Here is a 24,855-nt window from a genome sequence, read left to right as displayed (position 1 = left end):
TGTCAGTCGATTTCATTTTATCATAGGAGTTCTTTTTTTCTTCAGAGCTAAAGCCTTTTTATCCACTGGCATAGCCAGTGGTTTTCAACGCAATAAAAAAGCAGTGTGAAACTACACTGCTTCTTATTATATTACTAACTTTTTAAATATCAGTTTAAAAAATTTAAAGAATTTTTTAATTATATTATTCGTCTTTCTCCATTATATATTGAAGTTCTTCCTTTGGATATCTCTATAACATCCCCATAAAAGTAAATTTTACTATCTTCAATAGCTATACCACATCTTTTATCACAACCATAATATATATCTTTTTTAGCAGATGATAAATCTATAAACTTATAAAGATATTGCTTATTTTCTTCCCAATTGGGTATAAAATAAAAATCTGTAATATTTAAAGCTCTTCCTCCACTTTTCTTTAAGGGAAATTCTTTTATAAATTCCCACCAAGTCTCTGGACCACATATTTTAGTAGCTTCTCCTTCCAAAATTATGCCAGTATTACTTTTATTTAAGTTATTTAAAAGAAGCTGCATATCTTTATTTTTTAATCTATCTACTAAATTTTTAGGATTTTTACATAAAAAACATATAAAATCATTACAATAGATATCTTTAAAATGCTCCTCTATACCTTTAGAATATAAGTCATAAAAAGTACATATTGCCCCTATACTTTTAAAAACTTCTACTTTGTCTAAAGCTTCACTTTGTTCATAATCTAGATATAAACAAGAAATCTTAAATTTATGCTTATATTTAGATTTTAACTTTTTTATTAACGGGTGATTTTTCCCTTCCTCAAAAGTACTAAACAGATATAATTTCATAAATTAGCCCCCTTAAAATTCTTTTGTTAAAAAACATTAACTTTTAAAAATATGACCTATATAATCTCCTCCTTCAATTACCTCTATTTCTAATAAAGCCCCTTCTAAAATATCAACATCTCCTTCTATATAAAAATCATCAATAGAAATTGTCTCTATTTTTCCCTCTTCATTTCTACAGGTAGCTAAGGTAACATAGTCCTCATCTTCTGAATCAAAAACTGTATTAACCATAAGTATTTTAAATAACATCTTTTTTATAAGAGAATTATTTGAATAATATTTTTCCAAAGATTCACCTCCTAAAAATATAGTTATGTACTTAAAAGTGCTATTTAAATTTATTTATTGTTCTTTTCAATTTTCTCATTAATTAAACCTTTTCTATATGCAATTAGAAGTTTTTTCAATTCATCTATTTGAAGTTTTAAACTTTTACCAACATCTGTATCTCCAACAGTTTTTCTTTCACTTTGTCTTTCTAAAATCACTGTTGATGATAAAATATCTGTTTCTTCTAAAACTGCATCTTCTATAGTTTTAAAAGGTTCATGAGACACTAATTGAAGTCCCATAGAATTATATATTAAAGTGTATCCTCCTATTCCTGTTTTTCCTTGATAAGCTCTTGAAAATCCTCCATCTATTATCAATAATTTTCCATTAGCTTTTATTGGACTTTCTCCTTTTTTACTTTCCACAGGAACATGACCATTTATTATATGAGATTCTTCTACATTAAGACCAAATTCCTTTATTATTTTATTGCATATCTCCTCAGACTCAGTAAGTTTATAGTATAAAGTTTTATTTTCTTTATGAGTTCTCTTATCATTTATAAAATATCTTTCAAAAGTAGTCATTTTATCCTTCCCAAAAAGAGGTGAATTCGGTGATAACCACAAATACCAAAGCATATCTTCACCATATTCTTTTTCCTTAGAATTTCTTTTAGAAAAATATCCTACTCTTGCTATTCTATCTAGTTCGTCTAAAAGAGCTTTTCCTTTATATTTATGTCCCTTTATCTCCACCTCTTTAAAATTACCAGTTTCTGTAATAGGTATTGAACCATGGAATAATAGATTTCCATTAAACCTTAAATACATACTACCCTTAGCATATAAGAATCTTATATGTTTTTGAAGCTTGTCACTATTTACAAAAGAAGATTTTAGTTTATAAATTAAATCTTGTTCTTCCTTTGTAAGATCATAAGGACTTTTAGGATTTATAGTTGGAAAATTTTTATCATTTAATTCATATTCCTTTCCATCCAATGAAATAGTTCCCTTTGAATAATCTATTTTATCTAGCATTAATCTATTATTAAGATTAAATTCTCTTCTTCTTTTGATAAGCTGTCCTTCTAATTTAAATTGTATTATCGCTATTGCCTTATGCATTTTAGAAATAAGCTGTATTTCCTTCACTGAATAATTATCTCCATCAGAAAGTTTAGGTTTAAAACTATTGCATGGATCATTTTTATAAAAATCTAAAGCAAAAGTTGCTAAAGGCAACATATTAATTCCATAACCGTCTTCAACAGTATCTAAATTAGCATATCTTGCTGAAATCCTCAAAACATTAGCTATACAGACCTCAGAACCTGCTGCTGCTCCCATCCAAACTATGTCATGATTTCCCCATTGAAAGTCTACTGAATGATAATCCGAAAGATAATCTAAAATTATATGAGCTCCAGGACCTCTATCATAAATATCTCCTAATATATGAAGTCTATCTATTACAAGTCTTTGAATAAGATTAGATAATGCTGTTATAAAATCCTTTGCTCTGTCTATAGATATAATTGTATTTATAATTTCATTATAGTATTCCTTTTTATCAACTTCTGAAGGTTTTTCATGTAAGAGCTCTTCTATTATATATTCAAAATCCTTTGGAAGAGCCTTTCTTACTTTAGATCTTGTATATTTAGATGAAACATCTCTACATAATTCTATTAATCTAAACAGGTTTATCTTATACCAATCATCAATATTCTCCTCTTCTTTTAATATTAATTCTATTTTTTGTTCTGGATAATATATTAAAGTTGCTAAACTTTTTTTATCCTTTGCACTAATAGAATTTCCAAAAACCTTTTCAATTTTTCTTTTAATAACTCCTGACGCATTCTTTAATACATGTATAAAAGGTCTATATTCTCCATGTATATCTGTTAAGAAATGTTCAGTTCCTTTAGGTAAATTTAATATGGCTTGCAGGTTTATAATCTCTGTACTAGCCGCTGCAATATTAGGATACTGATACGATAAAAGAGTTAAATATCTTAATTGCCCTTCATTTGTTATATCAATCCTATCATCTTCAAAATCCATACCCTTAAACTCCTTAAAATTAATACTTTAACAATACTTTATAATAAAAATAATTTATTCTCAATATTTTCCTATAAAATTGTTACATTGTAATTTTACAGTTTTGTTTAAAATATCTTAAATTTATTTTTAATTTGTTAAAAAAATATAAAGAAGTGATAAAAGGTATTTAATAAAATGCCTTTTATCACTTCTTTTAAATAAATTATAATTTTACTATTACTTTAGTAGGACATTTTTGTGCACATATACCACAGTTTACACATTTTGTATAATCTATTTTTGCCACATTATCTACTACTTTTATAGCATCTTTAGGACAACTCTTTTCACAAATCTTACATCCTATACATCCTGCACTACAATTTACTCTTACAACTTTACCATTATCCTTTGAGTTACATTCTACTCTAACTTTCTTTGAATATGGTACAGATTCTATAAGTCCCTTTGGACATATATCTATACAAGCGCCACAGTTTGTACACTTTTCTCTATTAACCTTAGCAACGCCATCTACTATATCTAATGCTCCAAATTGACATACACTAACACAAGTTCCAAGACCTAAACATCCATAAGAACAAGCCTTAGCTCCTCCCATAAGTTCATTAGCTTCTATACAATCTTTTATTCCTTCATATTCATACTTATTTTTCGCTTTTCCACAAGTACCTTTACACTTTACAAAAGCTGTCATTTTCTCTGTTTCATCAACTTTTATTCCTAAAATAGTACCTATTTCTTCTGCCACTTTACTTCCTCCAACAGAACAAGCTGATGGTGAAGCACCATCTTCAACAACTGCAGCTGCGTAAGCATCACAACCTGCATATCCGCATCCTCCACAGTTAGCTCCTGGTAAAACTTCTCTTACCTTAGGTATTCTTTCATCTACTTTAACTTCAAATTTTTTTGAAGCATATCCTAATAAAACTCCAAATAGAAGGCCTAATCCTCCTAAACTAAGTACTGAAGATAAAACACTATTTAATTCCATTCCTTAGCACCTCCTAATGTATTAAGCCTTGGAAACCTAAGAAGGCTATAGACATTAAACCTGCTGTAAACAATGTTATTGGTAGTCCTCTTAACGCTTCTGGAATATTTTCATTGCTATCTATTCTCTCTCTAATAAATGAAAGTAATACAATTGAAAGCATATATCCTAAAGCTGCTCCTAAAGCATTTATTATTGATTGGATTAAGTTATATCCTTCTGTTTTATTTAAAACAGCCATTCCTAAAACTGCACAGTTTGTTGTTATAAGTGGTAAATAAATTCCTAAAGCTTTATAAAGTCCTGGGCTTTTTTTCTTTATAACCATCTCAACAAATTGAACTAAAGCAGCTATAACTAATACAAAGGCTATAGTTGATAAATATTCTATATTAAATGGTATCAGTATATAGTTATATACTACATATGACATAATTGATGCTAGTAACATAACAAAAGTAACTGCTAAACCCATACCAAAGGCAGCATCTTTTTTCTTTGAAACTCCTAAAAATGAACATATTCCTAAGAATTTTGAAAGAACAAAGTTATTAACTAGCATTGAACCTATAAATATAAGAAATAAATTCATTGCATTCACCTTTCTTCTCTATCTATTATTTTTCCTCTTTATCACAAGAACCGCAATTTAAACCACAACTTCCGCAATCATGTTCAAGAGCTTTTGGTTCTTGACCTAGTTTTTTAGCTTTTTTAATATTTACATAATTTATTAAAGTCATTAATAATCCTAATGTAAAGAAAGCTCCTGGAGCTAATATCATTATTGAAGCTGGTTTATAGCTTTCTGGCATAATCATAAAACCAAATATAGCTCCTGCACCTATAAATTCTCTTATAGCACCTACTATAGTTAAAGCTAGTGTAAATCCTAATCCCATTCCTAATCCATCAAATATTGAAGGAAGTATTGGGTTTTTTGAAGCGTAAGCTTCGGCCCTACCTAGTATTACACAGTTAACAACAATTAGAGGTATAAATATACCAAGTGAATTATATAATCCTTGAACATAAGCATGTAAAATCATATCTACAATTGTAACAAAAGATGCTATTACAACAATGTATGCCGGTATACGTATTTTCTCTGGTATTAATTTTCTTAAAGCTGATATTAAAAAGTTTGAAAATATTAAAACTACAGTAGTGGCTATACCCATTCCTAAAGCGTTTTTTCCACTTGATGTAACTGCTAAAGTAGGACACATAGCTAATACTTGTACAAATATAGGGTTTTCAGTGATGATACCATTTTTTAATCTTTCTAAAAGTTTATTCATCCCTCTACCTCCTATCTAGCTAACGCTAACTTTAAAGAATCATTATTTAAACTTACAGATGCCCCTGATTCACCATCTGTTTGCTTAATTTCTTCTTTTTTTGTATTTTTCTCTTCTTTTTTACCTTCTTCTGAAGCTCCTGAGTTTCCATCAACTGATTTTACTTCTTCCTTTTTACTTTCTTCTTCTGAAGCTCCTGAAGTTCCATCTGTTGATTTTGCTTCCTCTTTTTTATTCTCTTCTAAAGATGCACCACTTTCTCCATCAACTTTTTCTGGAGTCTTCTTTTCTTCTTTCTTAGTTTCTTCTGAAGCTCCTGAAGTTCCATCTGTTGATTCTTCAAGCTTTTCGTTTCCTGCATCTTCACCTTTTATTGTTTGCATATAGAATTTAACTGCTTCAGAAACTCCCTTTCCTACAGCATTAGAAGAAATAGTTGCACCGGATATACTCTCTACTTCATTATCCTTTGAAGGAGCTTTTTTAACCATCTTAACTCCATTCCTTATTGGAATATTTTTAAATCTTGAAGTAAATTTATCCTCTGCTACCTTTGCACCAACACCTGGTGTTTCTGATTGAGATAATATTTTTATTCCTGTTAACTTATCATCCTTTGAAATAGCTACCATTATGTCTACTGGACCATGGAATCCCTTTGAAGTAACTTTAATTACATATCCAACCATTTCTGAACCTTTATAAGCTTCATATACTTCATTAATTGGATCTGAAAATTCCACTCCAGCATCTTTAATTTTGTCAGCTCCAGGTAATACAATTTTTAAATCTTCTTTATTAACTTTAGAATTTTCAGCAATTATATCTTTAGTAGCTCCATTAGCTATTGAAAGACAAAATCCTGCAATTGATGTTATTATAAGTAAAATTATTCCTAACTTTATGTTTTCTTTCATTACCCTTACACCTCTTTTCTCTTTGGAGTAGTAAAGTATTCAATTAATGGTGCAAATAAGTTCATTAATATAATTGCATAAAATGGACCATCTGGATTATATCCATAAACTTTAAATACCATTGTGAATATTCCACAACCTATACCAAAAATTATTTGTCCAACTGGTGTCATTGGTGATGATGCATAATCTGTTGCCATAAAAATAGCAGCTAATACTATAGCACCTACTAAAAGTCCATCTATAGGATCTCCCATAAAGAATCCTTTTCTTGTTATTACATAACTCATTATTGTAGTTGTTGCTAAAAAGCTTACAGGAATTCTTAAGCTTATAGTTCTTCTACATAGCAAATAAACTCCACCTATAACTAAAGCTAGCATTGAAGTTTCACCAATATTTCCTTGTGCTTGTCCAACAAAAATTTCCCAAAGAGTTGGAGTAACCTTTGCTGCTGATTTACTTGCTGAAGCAACTGTATCTACTACTGGTTTCGCCATAACTCCTGCCCATGCTGCAATTAAAAATACCTTTGCAGCAGCTGATGGATTCATAAAGTTTTGTCCAAGTCCACCAAAAAATTGTTTAACAACTATAATTGCAAATATTGCTCCTATTGCAGGAATCCATAATGGAACATAAGTTGGTAATATTAATGAAAGTACAAGTCCTGTTACTACTGCACTTAAGTCCCCTATAGTTTGTTTCTTCTTTAATAATAAATTCCATAAAAACTCTGACCCTACACTACAAATAATAGCAGTAGCCATTATTTTCACTGCATCCATTCCATAAAAGTAAATTCCAGCTCCAGCTGCAGGTAATAATGCTATAATTACATCTAACATTAAAGTATTAATTTTTTCACTAAATTTAAAGTGAGGAGCTGGTGAAACTTTTAAAAGCTTCTCTGTCATTTATATTCCCTCCTACTTTCTGTTTTTAAGTACTACTTTAGCCGTACTAATAGACTTTGATAATGAAATATTTGAAGGACATACATAACTACATAGTCCACAATTTATACATTCTTCACCTTTAAACTTTAAAAAGTTTTCAAAATCTCTTTTTCTTCCATATACAACTAACTTATTAGGATATAACTTTTGAGGACAAACTCTTGCACATTTGCCACATCTAATACAATTATTTTCATTCTTTTCTTTTGATAATTTTTCATCTAATAAGATTAAAGCTCTGTAGCCCTTTTGAATTACTGAATCTAAAGATATCATAGCTTCTCCAGATAAAGCTCCACCTTGAACAACTTTTGATATTTTACTTTCATCTATATTTAAAGCTGAAATTATATCTATTATTTTTGTTCCATTTAAAACATTAATTACTCTATTATCACTAATTCCAAAAGCAGTTAGAGAAATAGTTTCATCTACTGAAGGACCTTTTGACATGATACAATTTCCCAAAGAAATTAAAGCTTTTAAATTTATTAAATTTATTTTTGAATTAGTTTTTATAAATCTTTTTTCTGCACCTACAGGAACTGATTTTCCTATAGTTAATAGATTTACACCATTTTCTTTTGCGATATTTTCTACTTTGTTTTTTATATTGCTATTTTTAGCCACAACAAAAGTTATTTCCTTTGTTATAGTTTTTAATACCTTTATAGCTTCTTTTAAGCCTTTTATATTTTCTTCACTTAAAATGATATCTAAAAAATTCGGTTCAAAATCATAAGCTCTTATAAATAGCTTGTCATTATTTCCTACAGATTTTAGATCACTATAAAGACTAGCTAAATTCTTTTCATAGTTCATTATTCCTAATCTTTTTATTAACTCATAAGCTTCATCTTTTGAGCTATAAACTATTTCAGTTTTAATCTCTTCAAAGGTATCTTCTGTAGCTTCTATAGTTAATACATATGTTTTTTCGCCTTTTGAGTTTATGAAGTCTTTAATTTCCTTAACTACTCCATTTATAGGACTGTGAACAAAGCATGATAAATCATTTAAAGGTTCTCCTATTATTTGTTTAGCTGAAACCTTTTCTCCTTTTGAAACAACAGGATTGCAAAGATTATCACCTTGTGATAAGTATACAGAAACCTCCTTTACTTCTTTGATATTTTGTATATGTTCATTATTCAAAATGAATATTTTTTTAGGAATAGAATATTCCTTAAAAAAATTTAAACCCATGAAACCTCCTCCATTCATAAATAATTGTAGTTGATATCCTTTTTCGGGTTAATTTATATTATTTAGCCACTATATTATACTCTATAATAGTTGCCATAACAACAGGTAATAAAATTTTAACATTTACATTGCTAATATATAGAAAAAATAGGTAATTTAAGCCATTTGTAATTATTAATATTCTATGAATTAACATTTTTTCATATGTAATTTATATTAATATTTGAATTTATTTAACATATAAAATCACAAAAGTTTATTTATATAAAACTTATAATAATTAAAATTTCTATTTTTTATTAAATTTGTAATTATAAATATGATATTAATAAAAATGTTTATTATGCAAAATAAGGCACTTTAAAATCTATAAAAAAATTTTAAAGCGCCTTATTTTTTCATTATATATTTTTTAAAATTATAGTTAATATTATGTAATTTATTCTATATATACCTTCTTAATTGAAGAGTCTCCAAGTATAGGTGAAATATCAATAGTTAGTATATCATCTAAAGAAGAACCTTCCATATCTATCAATGTAGAATTCATATTAGCCCTTCCTAATATTTTTATTCCTCTATTTCCATTAAATATAATCGGCCTAAATTTTATATGGTTATATATAACTTTAAGAATGTCATATATTATATTATGTTTTATGTCCTTTGAAAATCCAAAGCTTTCTATATTTCCAAATCCTAAAATTCCAACATACATATCCTTCTTTGCTTTGTAGGAACATCCGTATCCTATATATTCGCCTTTTTTAACAAAGTACTTATTTACAGGCTTAGCTAAATATTTGTATGCTTTTTTATATCCAACATTTAACCCATCATATCCATAAATTATATTTCCTACTCTTATTCCATTAGTAAAATCACATTTTTTCCTAATTTCTTCTTTTAAAAGTCCAGAAGAATTCATTAAATGAATATATGGTATTTTATCAATGTATTTTTCTACTGTTTTTTTAAAAGTTTCTATTTGATTAATAGTATACTTTTCATTTTTTGTGTTATGTAAATGAGAATAGATACCTTCTATATTTATATTAGGAAAATCATTATTGATTTCTTCTATTATATTATCTAAGTTTTCCGGTTTAATACCCATTCTATTCATACCAGTATCTAAATATATATGAACTCTATAAGTTTTTTCTTTATCCAAATTCTTTAAAATCTCTTCATTGTCAATTGTAAATATTATATTTTCCATGTCACTTTTAAAATCTTCTAAAGTTACCATAGGAGTTAGAAGTAATATATCCTTATCAGACTGTACCCTCATCGCTTCCTCAAGATCTGCTACTGCAAATAAATCTACAAATTCATCTAAAGTTTCTGATATTTTTTCTATTCCAAGACCGTAGGCATTCCCTTTAACAACCCCTATAATCTTCTTATTTTCTGCTAGTTCCTTAGTTTTCTTTATATTATTTTTTATATTATCTAAAGTCACTTCACACCAAAAATTTTTCATATTTTTGTCCTTTCCTTAAGTTTATAAGTTGTATAATTATAAAATTTATCTAAGTTATATAATATTTCATATTTTTAATTGATATTTATATCTAATTATATATTATATCAGATTCTTTTAAAAAATCATAAAAAAATGTCATCTTAAAAAGATGACAAAATTAAACCTACATAATGCTTTAGAAGTATTAATATTATGAACATATTCCTTATTATTCTATACCTATTTTGTTTGATTTATTCCTATTTTCGTTTTAATATTAAATAAGTTAATAATCCTTTTTAATTTGATACAAACTATAATAAATACAATAAATAATTAATAACGGAGTGATATGATTATGGATTTTATCAAGGTAGGGTCCGCTTGCCCTAAAACCCAAGTTGGTAATATAGATTATAATTTATTAGAAATAAAAAAATGTATTGATAAAGGCTTTAAAGAAGGTGCTAAAGCTTTAGTATTTCCAGAGCTTTCTATAACTTCTTATAGTTGTTCTGATTTATTTGTTCATGAAAAACTAATATCCTCTTCTGAAAAAGCTTTAGAAGATTTATGTAATTATTCAAAATCTAAAGATATGCTAATTGTAGTAGGTTCACCAATACTTTTTAATAATGTTTTATATAATTGTGGAATTTTAATTTTTGAGGGAAAAATTTTAGGTATTGTTCCAAAATCCTTTATTCCAAATTATAGTGAATTTTATGAGAAGAGATGGTTTAGCGAAGGATCTTTAATAAGAGATAAAAAGATTGATTTATATTTTCAAAAAGAAATACCTTTTGGCGTAAACTACATATTTAAAAGTGATAAATTTATCTTTGGAGTTGAAATATGCGAAGATTTATGGGTTACAATACCTCCAAGTTCTTATTTAACTTTAGCAGGAGCTAACATAATCTTAAATCTTTCTGCATCCAATGAATTAGTTAGTAAAGCTGATTATAGAAAAAATCTTATTTGTAATCAAAGTGGAAGATGCATCTGTGCCTATGTTTACTCCTCTTCTGGAGTTTATGAATCTACCACTGATCTTTTATTTAGCGGTCATCTTTTAATTAGTGAAAATGGTACTCTTTTAAAGGAAAATGAAAGATTCCAAAGAGATAATGAAATAATTTATTCGTTAATAGATATATTTAGATTAAACTCTGAGAGAATGAAAAATATAAGTTTTAGAGATAGTCAAAGAGTTATTCCTTATGATTTTAAAACAATAAACTTTAGCTTTAAAAACCTTAAAATTAAAAACTTTAATAGACCTATAGATAAGCATCCTTTTGTTCCTAAGGGAGATTTTAATAAAGAAATACGCTGCAAGGAAATCTTTAATATACAATCCTCTGCTCTTGCAAAAAGATTTGAACATACTGGTCTTAAAAAAGCTGTTATAGGTATCTCCGGTGGATTAGATTCTACCTTAGCTCTTTTAGTTGTAGTTAAAACCTTTAAACTTTTAAATATTCCACCAAAAAATATTATTACTATTACTATGCCTGGTTTTGGTACTACTGATAGAACCTATAATAACGCCTTAGTTTTATGCAAAGAGTTAGGTTGTGATTTACGAGAAATAAATATAGTAGATGCCTGTCTTAAACATTTTGAAGATATTGGCCATGATAAAAATATTCATGATGTTACTTATGAAAATGTTCAAGCAAGGGAAAGAACTCAAATTCTTATGGATATAGCAAATAAAGAAGGAGGTCTTTTAATAGGTACAGGAGATCTTTCTGAATTAGCTTTAGGATGGTGTACTTATAATGGAGATCATATGTCTATGTACTCTGTAAACTGCTCTATTCCTAAAACTTTAGTTAGATATTTAGTAGAATATGTAGGAGAAAATGAAAGTACTGAAGAAGTTAAAGAAGTACTTTTTGATATATTAGATACTCCTGTTAGCCCTGAACTTTTACCTAAAGATAGTGAAGGTAAAATAGCGCAAAAAACTGAAGATATTGTAGGTCCATATGAGCTTCATGACTTTTTCTTATATCATTTTATAAAGAACGGATCATCTCCTCAAAGAATAGAATTTTTAGCAAAGGAAGCTTTTAAAGATCAATATTCTTTAGAAGAAATACAAAAATGGTTAGAAAAATTTATCAAACGTTTCTTCACACAGCAGTTTAAGCGTTCTGCTATTCCAGATGGTCCAAAGGTTGGAACTATAAGTCTTTCTCCAAGAGGAGACTTGAGAATGGCCTCTGATTCTAGCTATGATCTTTGGATGAAGGATTTTTAAACTTTATATTATTTTAAATTCTTTAAAACCATATGAATTAACAATTAATTATAAAACAAAAAATTCTCTTTAAGAAAAATTTCTTATAGAGAATTTTTTTATCATTGAATAAAAACTTTATTTTCTTATGCCATATGTCTTAGGTACTATATATTATTCTTATCTTCTATAATATTTTTATAGTCTATAAATTTTTCTATATTAAATACTTATAAACAGATTATGAATTTATATTTAACAAATTTTACAAATAGTTTTCTTACAAACTTTATTATAAATACTATAATTAAAGTAAAGAATTTACGTAAGAGGTGTTTAATTATGAAAAAGGAATATGAAAACTTATTTAAAGAACTTGTAAAGTCCTACTATAATGGAAACTTTGATGATACATTAAAAAATATATTAAAAAAAGATAATATAAATAAAACTAATTTACAATCTATAATATCTGCTTTATGTGGTGTTGATATTAAGAATGATAATAATTATATATATAATATAAAAAAAGCTATTACTAATTATAAGGTTAAAAAAAATATAGTAAAAAAGATAGATAAATGTGATATGTCCTGCGCTGATGAAAATGGAATAACTAAATGCCAAAGTATTTGTCCAATAGATGCTATAATATCTGAAAATGATGACATAAAAATTGACAATGATTTATGTATAAACTGTGGTAGATGTGTAGAGGTATGCGATGATAACAAGTTATTAGATAAGGTAGAATTTATTCCTTTATTAGATCTTATAAAGAATAATAAAAATGTAGTTGCTGTAGTTGCCCCTGCAATTTCTGGTCAATGGGGAAATGAGGTTACCTTAGATATGTTAAGAGAAGCTTTTATAAAAATTGGTTTTACAGATATGTTAGAAGTAGCCTTTGCTGCTGATATGCTAACAATTAAAGAAGCTGTAGAATTTAATAATCATGTAAAAACTGAAGATGATTTAATGATAACTTCTTGTTGCTGTCCTATGTGGGTAGGAATGTTAAGGAAAGTTTATAAAAAATTAGTAAAAGATGTTTCTCCTTCTATTTCTCCTATGATTGCTATGGGAAGAGTTATAAAAAAAATTAAGCCAGATGTTAAAGTAGTTTTTGTTGGTCCTTGTATTGCAAAAAAAGCTGAGGCTAAAGATAAAGATTTAGTAGGCGCTATAGACTATGTCTTAACCTTCCAAGAAGTTAAAACTATTTTTGATTCTTTAAGTATAAATCCAAAAACCTTAAAAGGCATTCCAACTAAAGAATATGCATCTAGAGGTGGTCGTCTTTATGCTAGAACTGGTGGAGTTTCTATTGCAATATCTGAAGCTGTGGAAGAATTATTTCCAGAAAAGCATAAAATGTTAAAAGCAATTCAAGCTAATGGTGTTAAGGAGTGTAAAGAGATATTAGCTAAAGCTGAAAAGGGAGAAATAAATGCAAACTTTATAGAAGGTATGGGTTGTATTGGTGGATGTGTTGGTGGACCTAAAGCATTAGTTTCTAAAGAACTTGGTAAAGAAGCTGTTGACAAAGTCGCCTTTAGTTCTCCTATAAAAGTAGCTACTCATAGTGAAGGTATGGATAAAGTTTTAAAAAAAATAGGCATAACCTCCTTAAATGATTTTAAAGAAGAAGATACTATGGGTATTTTTGAAAGAAATTTTTAAAAATAAAATAAATATTCACATAAAAATATAGGTATACTTTAAGATTACACTTAAAGTATACCTTATAATTTATATTATAAAAAACTTTTATCATATTATCTATATATATCAACTACTAATCCTTGAATCTCATCTATAGTTGATGCTATTTTTAAATTATCCTTCTCCTCACCTAAAAGCATTTCTGTTAATTCTTCTAGTTTTTCATCAATAGTATCTACTGTTATAAAATATTGTGTTTGCCAAAAACTTATATCTTTTTTTACACTATACATATATTTTAGTACAGACTCTAAATATTCCTTTATCATTTTTTTATAAACTCTAACATCAGCATAACATTTTGTTATAACTAACCTATTTCCTTTTTTCTTTATATCCTCAATAAACTTTTTTAGTTCTTCCTCAGATCTTCTTTCTTTTTCACGACTAAAGTTTTTAGAAAATTCCTTTCTATTGTCAACTTTTTTCATCTCTCTATTTATACTATTTTTGTTTAAGACTCTTCCTATTTCCATTTTTTCCACCCTTTCTAAACCGATTATATCAAAGTATAAAAAGTTTTTAAAGAAATAAACTAAATATATTTTTTTATTATATAAAAGTATTTTTATAAATATAAAACAAATTATATATTTTTCTTTATAATATCACATACTATAAAATATAAAAAAATTATATTTTACTATTCTGTATTATTTTTTTTAAATTTATATAGTATATATTTATGATACTTTCTTTAATAAAATGGAGGTGATATTAATGTGGTTTAATAAAAAAACAGAAGATGTGCTAAAAGAATTTAGCGTAAACTCAATAACTGGTCTTTCTTCTAAGGAAGCTGATGCTAGTCTGGAAAAATATGGACCTAATAAATTAGCTTCTAAAAAAAAGAAAAGTCTTTTTCAACTATTTATATCTCAACTAAAAGATGTAATGATTTATATTCTTTTAGGAGCAGCTATATTTTCCTTTTTTATTGGAGAAATAAGCGATTCTATAATTATTTTAGTGGTAATATTTATTAATGCCATAATAGGAGTTATTCAAGAATCTAAGGCTGAAAAAGCTTTAGAAGCTCTTAAAAATTTATCTTCACCAAAAGCAGTGGTAAAAAGAGATGGTGAATTAAAAGAAATTTCCTCTGAAGAAGTTGTTCCTGGCGATATTATAATTATAGATGCAGGAAGATATATACCTGCTGATTTAAGACTTATAGAATCTGCTAATCTAAAAATAGAGGAATCTGCTTTTACCGGAGAATCAGTACCTTCTGAAAAAGATTCTACTTTTTTATCTAAAGAAGATTCTCTTCCAATAGGAGATCAAAGCAATATGGCCTTTATGTCTACCTTAGCAACTTATGGTAGAGGAATAGGAGTAGCTATAGGCACTGGAATGAATACAGAAATAGGTAAAATAGCTAAAATGTTAGAATTAGAAGAAGATAATACAACTCCTCTTCAAAAGCGTTTATCAAGCCTTGGTAAAACCTTAGGCATAGGCGCTTTAATAGTTTGTTTTTTAATTTTTATAATATCTATTTTTCAGGGAAGAAATTTAATGGAAATGCTTTTAACATCTATAAGCCTTGCAGTTGCAGCTATTCCAGAAGGTCTTCCTGCTATAGTTGCAATTGTTTTAGCTATGGGAGTTCAAAGAATGATAAAAGAAAATGCTATTATAAAAAAACTTCCTGCTGTTGAAACTTTAGGTTCTGTAAATATAATATGTTCAGATAAAACTGGAACTTTAACTCAAAATAAAATGACTGTTACAAAATATTTTACTAATGGTCTCTTATCGTCTTTAGATAACTATAAATTAGAAGATTTTACTAGTGAAACTCTTCTTCAATGTATGGTTTTATGTAACGATGCCACTTATAGTGAAAATTCTAAAACAGGAGATCCTACAGAAATAGCTCTTCTTGAAGCTGGATTTAATTTAAATTTTATAAAAGAAGAACTAAACAATAACTATAAGAGAGTTAATGAAATCCCCTTTGACTCTGAAAGAAAATTAATGACTACAGTAAATGATTTTGATAATCATCTAAAAGTTTTTACAAAAGGTGCTATAGATAGCATTTTAAAGATTAGTAATAAAGCTTTAATAAATAACAAAGTTATTCCTTTAACTGAAGAAATAAAATCTTCTATACTTTCTGCTGCTGATAATATGTCTGATGAAGCCTTAAGAGTTTTAGCCTTTTCTTATAAAGAAATTTCAAAGGGTCATGTATCTTTAGAAAAACTTGAAGAAGATTTAATATTTATAGGAATGGTAGGAATGATTGATCCTCCTAGAATTGAAGTTAAAGATTCTATAAATCTATGTAAAGATGCAGGCATTACACCTATTATGATAACAGGTGATTATAAAAATACCGCTTTTGCAATTGGAAAAGAGCTTGGAATTGCAAATAATATAAGTGAAGCTATTTCTGGCAGTGACTTAGATAAATTAAATGATGATGAATTAACTGATAAAATCAATAACTATAGAATTTTTGCAAGAGTTTCTCCAGAGCATAAGGTGAAAATAGTTAAAGCTTTTAAAGCTAATAATAATATAGTTTCTATGACTGGAGATGGTGTTAATGATGCTCCATCTTTAAAGGCTGCTGATATAGGAGTAGCTATGGGTATTACTGGTACAGATGTTGCAAAAGGTGCTGCTGATATGGTTTTAACTGATGATAATTTTACAACTATAGTTTCTGCTATTGAAGAAGGTAGAAATATCTATAATAATATAAAAAAATCAATAATATTTTTATTATCCTGTAATTTAGGAGAAATTATTGCTTTATTTGTTGCAATACTTTTAAATTGGAATTCTCCTTTACTACCAATTCATATTTTGTGGGTAAATCTTATAACAGATAGCTTACCAGCCTTATCTTTAGGTGTAGATCCTGGAGATAAATCTGTTATGAAAAATTCTCCTAGAGATCCTAAAGAAAGTATTTTTTCAAAAGGTACACCTTTATTTTTAGGGTTAAATGGAGTTTTAATAGGAGTCTTAACTTTAATAGCTTTTAAAATTGGAGAACATATATATACAGGTTCTTTAGTTCATGCACAAACTATGGCATTTGTAGTTTTAAGTATGTCTCAATTATTTTTCTCTCTTTCCATGAGGAGCCAAGAAAAATCTTTATTTAAACTAGGATTATTTTCAAATAAATATTTGATTTATTCTATTTGTTTTGGCATACTACTACAGGTTTTAATAATATCCTTTAATCCTTTAGCGTCACTTTTTAAAGTATTCCAATTATCAATAAATGATTGGATATTATTAACCTTACTTTCATTGGTTCCTTTGGTATTTAATGAAATTTTTAAATCTATCCTTAGAAAAAATAATAGAAAATCAAAATAGTATTTTTTAATATTAAGTAAAAACCTTTAAAATAAAAAGCTATGAATTTAAAGAAATCTTTATAATAAATTCATAGCTTTTAATATTTAATCTATATTATAATCTTTATATTTAATAATCTATTTTAACCTAGTTCCTAATTCATCTTGCTCTATAAGGCCTTCCTTCATTAGACCACCTAAAGCCATCTTAAAATAATTTTTACTTGAATTAAAAACTTTTTTAATTTCTTCTGGAGTTGATTTATCATTATAACTCATAATACCATCATTTTCTTTTAAAAACTTTAGTATTTTCTCTTGAAGTTCGTTTCTCTCTTCTAACTTCTTCTTTCTTGGAGTTAATCCTACCATTCCATCTTCATATAATTTTTTCACTCTACAATGAACAGTATCTCCTGGCTTAATATTTGTAAAATATTCATTCTTTAATATAACACCCTTATATTTTCCATCAATTGCTATCATTAAAGAGTTATTAGTTTGATATCCATAAACTATACCAGAAACTTCATCTCCAACATTTACATCATCCATAATCTCTAAATATCTATCTATATCTGTAGTAGCTGCAAGTCTTCCTGTTTTATCTACATACATATATAATAAATATTCTTTATCCTTTTGAAGATTATATTTTTGTTCCTTTAAAGGAACTAATACATCTCTTTCTAATCCAAAGTTTGCAAAAGCTCCAACTTTAGAAATACCTACTATTTTTAGATATCCAACTTCTCCTACTGTAATTTTAGGTTCCTTTAATGTAGCTATCTTTCTATCTTTAGAGTCTCTATATATAAATGCATTTATAACATCACCTTTTTTAAGCTCTTTACCTAAAGCATTTCCTTTAGGTAACAATATATCATCTGATGATTTTCCTGTACCACCATCTAAATAATATCCAAAGTCTGCTTCTCTAACAATTTCTAATTCGTTATATTCACCAATTTTTATCATAATTCCTCCTATTTACTTTCGTATTTCTTTGATAAGTTAGCATAATTTTCAGCTGATTTTTTAATAGATTCTATCTCTTCTTCTGTTAGTTTTCTAACTACTTTTGCTGGAACTCCTAAGCAAAGAACTCCTGATGGTATCTCCTTGCCTTCAGAAACTAAAGCTCCTGCACCTATTATTGTATTTTTTCCAATATGGGCATCATTTAATATTATAGCTCCCATACCAATTAAAACTTCATCCTCCACTGTACATCCATGAACTATAGCATTATGACCTATAGTAACATTATTGCCTATATAAAGAGGCTGTTTTTCATTTCCTACATGTAAAGTACAATTATCTTGCACATTAGTCCTATATCCTATATTAATTTCACATATATCTCCTCTAATAACTGTTCCAAACCAGATATTAGAATCTTCTCCTATTGTAACATCTCCAATAACAGAAACATTCTCTGAAATGTATGCACTTTTATGTATCTTAGGAACTTTTCCTTGAAATCTTACTATCATACTATCACCTTCACTAATTTAACTTATATTATTTTATCATAGGGTAAATTTTTATTCTATAATAAACTTAAAATTTAAAATTGTTGTATATAAAAGTTAATACTTTTAATATTATATATTAGTATTATTTTTAAAGGAGAAAATTATTGGGCAAAAAGAAAAAAAAATATATATCTGAAGAAAATTTTAATGAAAAAAACTTAAACTTTTTTTATGGTATTCCTCATTGTCATACAGGATTTTCTACAGGAAGAGGAAGTCCTTTAGAAGCCTTAGAATATGGAAAAAATAAAAATTTAGATTTTATGATAATAACAGATCATAATAAATATTTAGATGAAATAGATTCTAGCTCTAAAAATCATCTTACTCGCTGGAAAATTAGTAAATCCATTATAGAAAAATTTAATAAAAAACATGAAAATTTTATAGCCTTACTAGGTTTTGAAACTAAGTCTTCTCCTTGGGGACATCTAAATATAATAAATACCTCCTCCTTTTTTAATGGAGTAGTAAAAAACTTAAATTCTTTAGCTCTTTGGCTTATGATGGAAGGTAATTCTATAGTATCTATTAATCATCCTCAAAGCTCTATAATAAATTTACCTAGTCCATCTCTTTATAATAAATTTATTAATTTAATAGAAGTAGCTAATGGTTCCTATCCTAATAAATATAATAAATATTATAAAAATTATTTTTCTATGTTAGATAGAGGTTGGAAACTTTCTGCTATTAATAGTCAAGATAATCATAGAATAAATTTTGGTGATAGAGAAAATTTAACTGCTATAATTTGCTCTAATAAATTAACAAAGGAAAGTCTAATTGATAGTTTTAAAAATGGAAGAACTTACTCTACAGAATCTAAGACTCTTAAATTTTATTTTAAAATTAATGATTCTTTTATGGGAAGCACTTTATATTTAAAAGAAAATGATATATTAAATTTTTATATATACTGTGAAGATAGTCGTTACCCTATAGAAAAGATATATATATATTCTAATGGTGGAAGATTATTAAAAGAGGTTTCTAATCTTTCTTTAAACAATGTAAAATATATGATAAAACTTCCTTATATCATTGAAAATAATTGGTATGTAATTAAATTAAAACAAAAAGGCAAAAAAGAAGCCTTAAGTTCTCCAATTTATATATACGAAAAAGATGATTAAAACTCTTAGAGTTTTAATCATCTTTTTTCATGTTTTTAATTCTATTAGGCTTAGCCTTAGGTTTTATTTTTATTTTCTTTTCCTTTTTAGGACCATATTGTAATAAATCCAAAAACCATAAAAATAATATTACAAATATCCCTGAAAAAATCAATGTAACAATTCTTTGATTTACTCCTATAACAATTGGAATTATAAATGCCACTATAGATGCAGCTAATACAATCCATTTGTTAATAGTTATTTTACTAAATACAAAGATTTTTAAAATATTGAATAATACAATAACTATTAATGCAAAAAATATTATAGGTAATAAGTTTAATAATATACTCATCTTACGCCTCCTTTACCCTATATAAACTATATTAGATTAAAATTAAAATATTTTCAATACAAAGATTTTAATTAATGTATTTTTTTCCCATTTAAGAAAATTTATTAACAATTTGATAAAATTTAAAAATTTCTTTTGTTAATTTAAATTTTTCATATAGATATTTCTTGTATAGTTTGATAAAATTAAATTGTAAAAAATACTAGCCTAAATTGATTATAAACGAGGTGTTTTAATGTCATTATTACAAAATTCTCAATTAGATGAATTAGATTTACAAATTTTAGATATTTTAATTAAAGACTGCAGAACTCCCTATCTTGAGATAGCTAGAATATGTCATGTTAGTGGTGGTACTATACATGTAAGAATGAAGAAAATGGAAGATTTAGGTATCATAAAAGGGACAAGAATACTTTTAAATTTACCTAAATTAGGCTATGATGTTTGTTGCTTTGTAGGAATATATGTGGATAAAACATCTTCTTATACTGCAGTATTTGATGATTTATCAAAAATTAAAGAAATTGTAGAGTTGCATTTAATAACTGGTAACTACTCTATATTTGCAAAAGTAATCTGTAAAAGTATTACAGATCTACAAGACATATTAATGAATAAAGTTAACATAATTCCTGGAATAGAAAGAACGGACACATTTATATCTCTTTCTCAACCAATAGATAGAAACATTCAGCTATAATAATATATTTTAATAAAATACATAATAATAATGTCATTGGGTAAAATAAGTGCGTAAAGTCTTTTAAAGGAGTGATATATTATGAAAACTCTAGACATTATCGCACTTTTATTAGTTATAGTAGGAGCTATAAATTGGGGTCTTATTGGATTTTTTCAATTTGATCTTGTAGCTGCTCTTTTCGGTAATATGTCAGCATTTAGTAGAGTAATCTATGCTTTGGTTGGTATCGCTGGTCTTTATGCTATTTCATTTTTTGCAAAAGACAGAGATTCAACTGTAGACTAAAAATAATAAACCTTCTCTTTTAGGGAAGGTTTATTATTTTTATATTATTTATTTCTTAAATTATTCTTAAAGTTATTTAATATGTCTGCAATTTGTTATAATATATGTATTATATGTATTAGACTATGTGTTTTTTTTGGAGGTAGAAAATGTACGATATTTCTATTATGGGGTTTTCTTTCTATGAGATACTCTATTTTTTTCTTATTTATTCATTTATAGGTTGGTTAGTTGAGGTGGCTTATGCTTATACTAATAGAGGTCACTTTGTAAATAGAGGATTTTTATATGGTCCATTTTGTCCTTTATATGGATCATCAATAGTATTAATGGTTATCCTTTTAGATAACTTTAAAAACAATTTAATATTATTATTTATTTTAGCTACACTACTTACATCTGCTGTAGAGTATGTAACTGGCTATTTACTAGAAAAAATATTTAAATCTAAATGGTGGGATTATACAGATGATCCCCTAAATTTAAACGGTTATATATGTCTTCATTTTTCATTAGCTTGGGGTGCAGCATCTGTAGTAGTACTTAAAGTAATTCATCCAATAGTTACAATATTAGTCTCTTATATACCAGAAAATATAGGAGTTCCTTTATTTTACATAGCCTTTATATATCTAATTTGTGATTTATTCTTCACTTTAGTATCTTTAATGGAGTTTAAAAAAATTTTATTACAATTATCTCAAATCTCCTCTGAATTAAAAAATAGATATAATTATATTTACGAATTAACTAGAGAAAAGGCTAAGGACGTAAAAAGTCCTATAAAGGATCTATTAGGAAACTACGAAAGATGGATTTCAAGAATTGATGTCAATCACAAGAGACTACTTAAAGCTTTTCCTACAATAAAGTCTCAATATTTCGATAATATCTTAAAGGATGCAAAAAATAAATTTTCGTTATCAAAAAATAATGATGAGAAAATCAATTGTGATAATGAAAATATAGAGCATATAGAGCATGTTAAATAATATAATTTATTAACTTATATATTTTTATGTTCATAAAAAATAAAGGTCACTAATTATCTAGTGACTTTTATTTTTTTAATATAATATGTAAATACACAAATCCTAATTATTTTTTTAAATTAGTCCTTATAGTGTTTTCTATAATTTTAGGTAACTCTATTTCCTCTTCTCTTGATAAGTTTTCTGTAAAAATAGGTTTTGAAAAAGTTATAGTTATGTTAGCCTTTTTAAATTTACCGTCTATTTCAAAAGCTTTATAAGCTCCATCTATAGTAACTGGCACTATTGGTACCTTTGCCTTTGTAGCTAATTTCAAGCTACCTTTTTTAAAAGGTTTTATTATTCCATCCTTAGCTCTTGTCCCCTCTGGAAATATTCCCATTGAATATCCTTTCTTTAGGTTTTCCACTCCATCATTTATAACTTTTATAGCTTCTCTTACATTTTGTCTATCTAAAGTTACACAATGCACTAATTTCATCCATTGTCCTAAAACAGGTATTTTTATTAATTCCTTTTTAGCAATAAATCCAATAGGCCTATTACTAGCTTCTACCATTATTGGAATATCTAAAATACTTTGATGATTAGAAATAAAAACACAAACCCCCTTTGGTATATTCTCCTTTCCTTTAATATCTATAGAAAGTCCTAATAATTTATTATTCCATCTAGCCCAAGAAAGAAATTGTTTATTTATATATTCTCTTCCCTTCTCTTCTCCGCAATATTTTAAAATTATTTTAGCTATTATTCCTTTTATTCCTTGAATTATCATGTAAAAAACATAAGCAATTCCTAAAAATATAATTCTAATAAAATCACCTTCTTTAAATTATTATTCGCCATCTAAATTATACTTTTCTTATTAAGAAAGTTCAAGAATTTAACTAAATACTTTGACAGTAGGTTCTTTACATAATAAACTAGTTTTATATCAGTATTTAATTAGAAGTGAATTATATAAAACTTTTATATAAATTTCTACTTTTAAGTTTAATTTTATAATTATTTTTATTTAAAGAAAGGATAGCTATATGAAAAAATTATTTACTTTATTAACTTCTATAATTATTGTTTTTTCTATGACTATTATAGGATGTAATAATAAAACACAAGCACCTGCTAAAATTAATAATAATTCTTTTAAGGTACATTATATTGATGTAGGACAGGGCGATTCCATATTAGTACAAAGTAATGATAAAAATCTTTTAATTGATGCAGGTCCAAGAAAAAGCCAAGATAAACTACTAGACTATTTAAAATCCCTAAATATAAAAAAATTAGATTATGTTATTGCAACTCATCCTCACGAAGATCATATTGGAGGAATGGGACAAGTTATTAAAAATTTTGAGATTGGTAAATTTTACTCCCCAAAGGTTACAGCAACAACTAAAACCTATGAATATATGATAAATCAACTAAAAAATAAAAATCTTAAAATTAATGTTATAAAAGCTGGTTCTGGTAACGATATAGATTTAGGTGAAGGAACTAAAGTTGAAGTATTTTCTCCTATAAATAGTAAATATAAAGACTTAAATGATTATTCCCCTATTATGAGAATATCTTATAATAATAATTCATTTTTATTTACAGGAGATGCGGAAAAAATTGCTGAGAAAGAAGTTTTAGATAGTGGAGCTAACATAAAATCAGATGTTTTAAAATTCGGCCACCATGGAAGTTCAACTTCTACAACACAAGAATTCTTTAAAAAGGTTTCTCCTTCTATAGGTGTAATTTCTTGTGGTCTTAATAATGACTATGGTCATCCTCATAAGGAAATTTTAAAATTGATTAAAGATAATAACTTAACAGTGTACAGAACTGATAAAGATGGAAATGTAGTTTTAAAATCTGATGGAAACAAAATAACCAAAGAATAATTAAAATTTTTTATAAAATAATATAACCGGTATTAGTAACTAATACCGGTTATATTATTATCTCTTTTTTCTTCATTTGGATTTTCTTGACTTGAATTAATATATTTACTCCAATTTAAACATATATGAAAGAGATTAACTACATCCATCTCATTATATAGTAATATTTTATCTATTTTCTCCCTAGGCATTCTAAGTATATAATCATCATCCTTTATAACTTTATGAAAGGTTTTGGCTAAATTGGATCCACTAATAACCTCACCTTCCCTTTCAATCTCAAATATTTTTTCTAATGCCTTTAATCCTATTCCTGTTTTTAAAGTACTTTCATATTCTTTTTGAAGATCTACAGATATAAAATTGTCTTGAACTTTATAATCAATACCAAATTTTTCAAAGAGATAATTAATTACTGTAAAGTCATTATTTCCAGAAAAGGTTACTATGTATTTTTTACCTTTTTCTTTTTTCATTATATCAAAATACTTTTTGGCCAAAACTAGTATATCTTTAATTTCTCCATTATTCTCTATGGTGTTAGTATAAAGTAGTGGACACATTAAGTCGAACTAAGTAAAATAATATTTAGTTAAGAAAGGATGTGTCCATTATGAGTAAGGGCAGAA

The 24,855-nt window shown here is 26.7% G+C and carries 23 protein-coding genes and 1 pseudogene; 8 read left to right on the top strand and 16 right to left on the bottom strand.

Annotated elements, in window-relative coordinates:
• Positions 1-179: 179 nt before the first annotated feature.
• The 10 genes from BUA70_RS11880 to BUA70_RS11835 form a co-directional block, all read right to left on the bottom strand.
• Entirely contained in the window at positions 180-833 is a 654-nt protein-coding gene (locus BUA70_RS11880; RefSeq protein WP_072897558.1) for a hypothetical protein, read from the bottom strand.
• 36 nt (positions 834-869) lie between these two features.
• Positions 870-1,124: a hypothetical protein gene (locus BUA70_RS11875; RefSeq protein ID WP_072897556.1), complete on the bottom strand. Its 255-nt coding sequence runs from the start codon at positions 1,122-1,124 to the stop codon at positions 870-872.
• Between the two features lie 50 nt (positions 1,125-1,174).
• Positions 1,175-3,181: a fructose-1,6-bisphosphatase gene (locus tag BUA70_RS11870; RefSeq protein WP_072897554.1), complete on the bottom strand. Its 2,007-nt coding sequence runs from the start codon at positions 3,179-3,181 to the stop codon at positions 1,175-1,177.
• A 205-nt stretch (positions 3,182-3,386) separates the two neighbouring features.
• A complete protein-coding gene (rnfB, locus tag BUA70_RS11865) occupies positions 3,387-4,181 on the bottom strand; it encodes an RnfABCDGE type electron transport complex subunit B (RefSeq protein WP_072897553.1) in 795 nt (264 codons plus the stop codon).
• A gap of 13 nt (positions 4,182-4,194) precedes the next feature.
• Positions 4,195-4,773, bottom strand: a complete 579-nt coding sequence (rsxA, locus tag BUA70_RS11860) for an electron transport complex subunit RsxA (protein WP_072897551.1) — start codon at positions 4,771-4,773, stop codon at positions 4,195-4,197.
• A gap of 25 nt (positions 4,774-4,798) precedes the next feature.
• Positions 4,799-5,482 (bottom strand): electron transport complex subunit RsxE, encoded by a 684-nt coding sequence (gene rsxE / locus BUA70_RS11855; protein WP_072897549.1) that lies wholly within the window; start codon positions 5,480-5,482, stop codon positions 4,799-4,801.
• Positions 5,483-5,493: 11 nt separating this feature from the next.
• On the bottom strand, positions 5,494-6,399 hold the full coding sequence (locus BUA70_RS11850) for an RnfABCDGE type electron transport complex subunit G (RefSeq protein WP_072897547.1): 906 nt from the start codon (positions 6,397-6,399) through the stop codon (positions 5,494-5,496).
• A 5-nt stretch (positions 6,400-6,404) separates the two neighbouring features.
• Positions 6,405-7,316: an RnfABCDGE type electron transport complex subunit D gene (locus BUA70_RS11845; RefSeq protein ID WP_072897545.1), complete on the bottom strand. Its 912-nt coding sequence runs from the start codon at positions 7,314-7,316 to the stop codon at positions 6,405-6,407.
• Between the two features lie 12 nt (positions 7,317-7,328).
• On the bottom strand, positions 7,329-8,564 hold the full coding sequence (locus BUA70_RS11840; RefSeq protein WP_072897543.1) for a 4Fe-4S binding protein: 1,236 nt from the start codon (positions 8,562-8,564) through the stop codon (positions 7,329-7,331).
• Positions 8,565-9,003: 439 nt separating this feature from the next.
• Entirely contained in the window at positions 9,004-10,050 is a 1,047-nt protein-coding gene (locus BUA70_RS11835; RefSeq protein WP_072897541.1) for an alanine racemase, read from the bottom strand.
• 340 nt (positions 10,051-10,390) lie between these two features.
• On the opposite strand from BUA70_RS11835, the gene BUA70_RS11830 reads away from it, so the two are divergent.
• Positions 10,391-12,304 carry an NAD(+) synthase gene (locus BUA70_RS11830; RefSeq protein ID WP_072897538.1) on the top strand — a complete coding sequence of 638 codons (1,914 nt, stop codon included), beginning with the start codon at positions 10,391-10,393 and terminating at the stop codon, positions 12,302-12,304.
• Positions 12,305-12,625: 321 nt separating this feature from the next.
• Positions 12,626-13,966 carry a [Fe-Fe] hydrogenase large subunit C-terminal domain-containing protein gene (locus tag BUA70_RS11825; RefSeq protein ID WP_072897536.1) on the top strand — a complete coding sequence of 447 codons (1,341 nt, stop codon included), beginning with the start codon at positions 12,626-12,628 and terminating at the stop codon, positions 13,964-13,966.
• A 95-nt stretch (positions 13,967-14,061) separates the two neighbouring features.
• Here BUA70_RS11825 and BUA70_RS11820 read toward each other — a convergent pair whose 3' ends face one another.
• Positions 14,062-14,484, bottom strand: coding sequence for a YaaR family protein (locus tag BUA70_RS11820; protein ID WP_072897534.1), 423 nt, complete (start codon positions 14,482-14,484; stop codon positions 14,062-14,064).
• A 244-nt stretch (positions 14,485-14,728) separates the two neighbouring features.
• Between BUA70_RS11820 and BUA70_RS11815 the strand changes: the two genes are divergently transcribed.
• Positions 14,729-17,356, top strand: coding sequence for a calcium-translocating P-type ATPase, PMCA-type (locus tag BUA70_RS11815; RefSeq protein WP_072897532.1), 2,628 nt, complete (start codon positions 14,729-14,731; stop codon positions 17,354-17,356).
• A 119-nt stretch (positions 17,357-17,475) separates the two neighbouring features.
• Here BUA70_RS11815 and BUA70_RS11810 read toward each other — a convergent pair whose 3' ends face one another.
• Together BUA70_RS11810 and BUA70_RS11805 are read right to left on the bottom strand one after the other, a co-directional pair.
• The gene (locus tag BUA70_RS11810; protein ID WP_072897529.1) at positions 17,476-18,315 is read right to left on the bottom strand and encodes a CvfB family protein; all 840 of its coding nucleotides are present in this window, start codon (positions 18,313-18,315) and stop codon (positions 17,476-17,478) included.
• A gap of 8 nt (positions 18,316-18,323) precedes the next feature.
• Positions 18,324-18,833 carry a gamma carbonic anhydrase family protein gene (locus BUA70_RS11805; RefSeq protein WP_072897528.1) on the bottom strand — a complete coding sequence of 170 codons (510 nt, stop codon included), beginning with the start codon at positions 18,831-18,833 and terminating at the stop codon, positions 18,324-18,326.
• A gap of 146 nt (positions 18,834-18,979) precedes the next feature.
• Here BUA70_RS11805 and BUA70_RS11800 point away from each other — a divergent pair, with 146 nt between their 5' ends.
• The gene (locus BUA70_RS11800; protein ID WP_072897526.1) at positions 18,980-20,011 is read left to right on the top strand and encodes a CehA/McbA family metallohydrolase; all 1,032 of its coding nucleotides are present in this window, start codon (positions 18,980-18,982) and stop codon (positions 20,009-20,011) included.
• A 13-nt stretch (positions 20,012-20,024) separates the two neighbouring features.
• On the opposite strand, the gene BUA70_RS11795 is transcribed toward BUA70_RS11800, so the two are convergent.
• Positions 20,025-20,348, bottom strand: a complete 324-nt coding sequence (locus tag BUA70_RS11795) for a hypothetical protein (RefSeq protein ID WP_072897524.1) — start codon at positions 20,346-20,348, stop codon at positions 20,025-20,027.
• Positions 20,349-20,583: 235 nt separating this feature from the next.
• On the opposite strand from BUA70_RS11795, the gene BUA70_RS11790 reads away from it, so the two are divergent.
• From BUA70_RS11790 to BUA70_RS11780, 3 genes are all read left to right on the top strand, one after another.
• Positions 20,584-21,051, top strand: a complete 468-nt coding sequence (locus tag BUA70_RS11790; protein ID WP_072897522.1) for an Lrp/AsnC ligand binding domain-containing protein — start codon at positions 20,584-20,586, stop codon at positions 21,049-21,051.
• Positions 21,052-21,132: 81 nt separating this feature from the next.
• The gene (locus BUA70_RS11785) at positions 21,133-21,339 is read left to right on the top strand and encodes a DUF378 domain-containing protein (RefSeq protein ID WP_072897519.1); all 207 of its coding nucleotides are present in this window, start codon (positions 21,133-21,135) and stop codon (positions 21,337-21,339) included.
• A 149-nt stretch (positions 21,340-21,488) separates the two neighbouring features.
• Entirely contained in the window at positions 21,489-22,331 is an 843-nt protein-coding gene (locus tag BUA70_RS11780; RefSeq protein WP_072897517.1) for a putative ABC transporter permease, read from the top strand.
• Between the two features lie 106 nt (positions 22,332-22,437).
• Here BUA70_RS11780 and BUA70_RS11775 read toward each other — a convergent pair whose 3' ends face one another.
• Positions 22,438-23,109: a lysophospholipid acyltransferase family protein gene (locus tag BUA70_RS11775; RefSeq protein ID WP_083573531.1), complete on the bottom strand. Its 672-nt coding sequence runs from the start codon at positions 23,107-23,109 to the stop codon at positions 22,438-22,440.
• 259 nt (positions 23,110-23,368) lie between these two features.
• Between BUA70_RS11775 and BUA70_RS11770 the strand changes: the two genes are divergently transcribed.
• Positions 23,369-24,226 carry a ComEC/Rec2 family competence protein gene (locus tag BUA70_RS11770; protein ID WP_072897513.1) on the top strand — a complete coding sequence of 286 codons (858 nt, stop codon included), beginning with the start codon at positions 23,369-23,371 and terminating at the stop codon, positions 24,224-24,226.
• Positions 24,227-24,258: 32 nt separating this feature from the next.
• Here BUA70_RS11770 and BUA70_RS11765 read toward each other — a convergent pair.
• Positions 24,259-24,762 (bottom strand): annotated as a pseudogene (locus BUA70_RS11765) (ribonuclease H-like domain-containing protein); the annotation flags it as partial.
• Between the last annotated feature and the right edge of the window lie 93 nt (positions 24,763-24,855).

Source organism: Clostridium fallax (assembly GCF_900129365.1).
GTDB lineage: Bacteria > Bacillota > Clostridia > Clostridiales > Clostridiaceae > Clostridium_AH > Clostridium_AH fallax.
The sequence above is the reverse complement of the archived record's forward strand: the minus strand, read 5'-3'. Positions and strand labels throughout refer to the sequence as shown.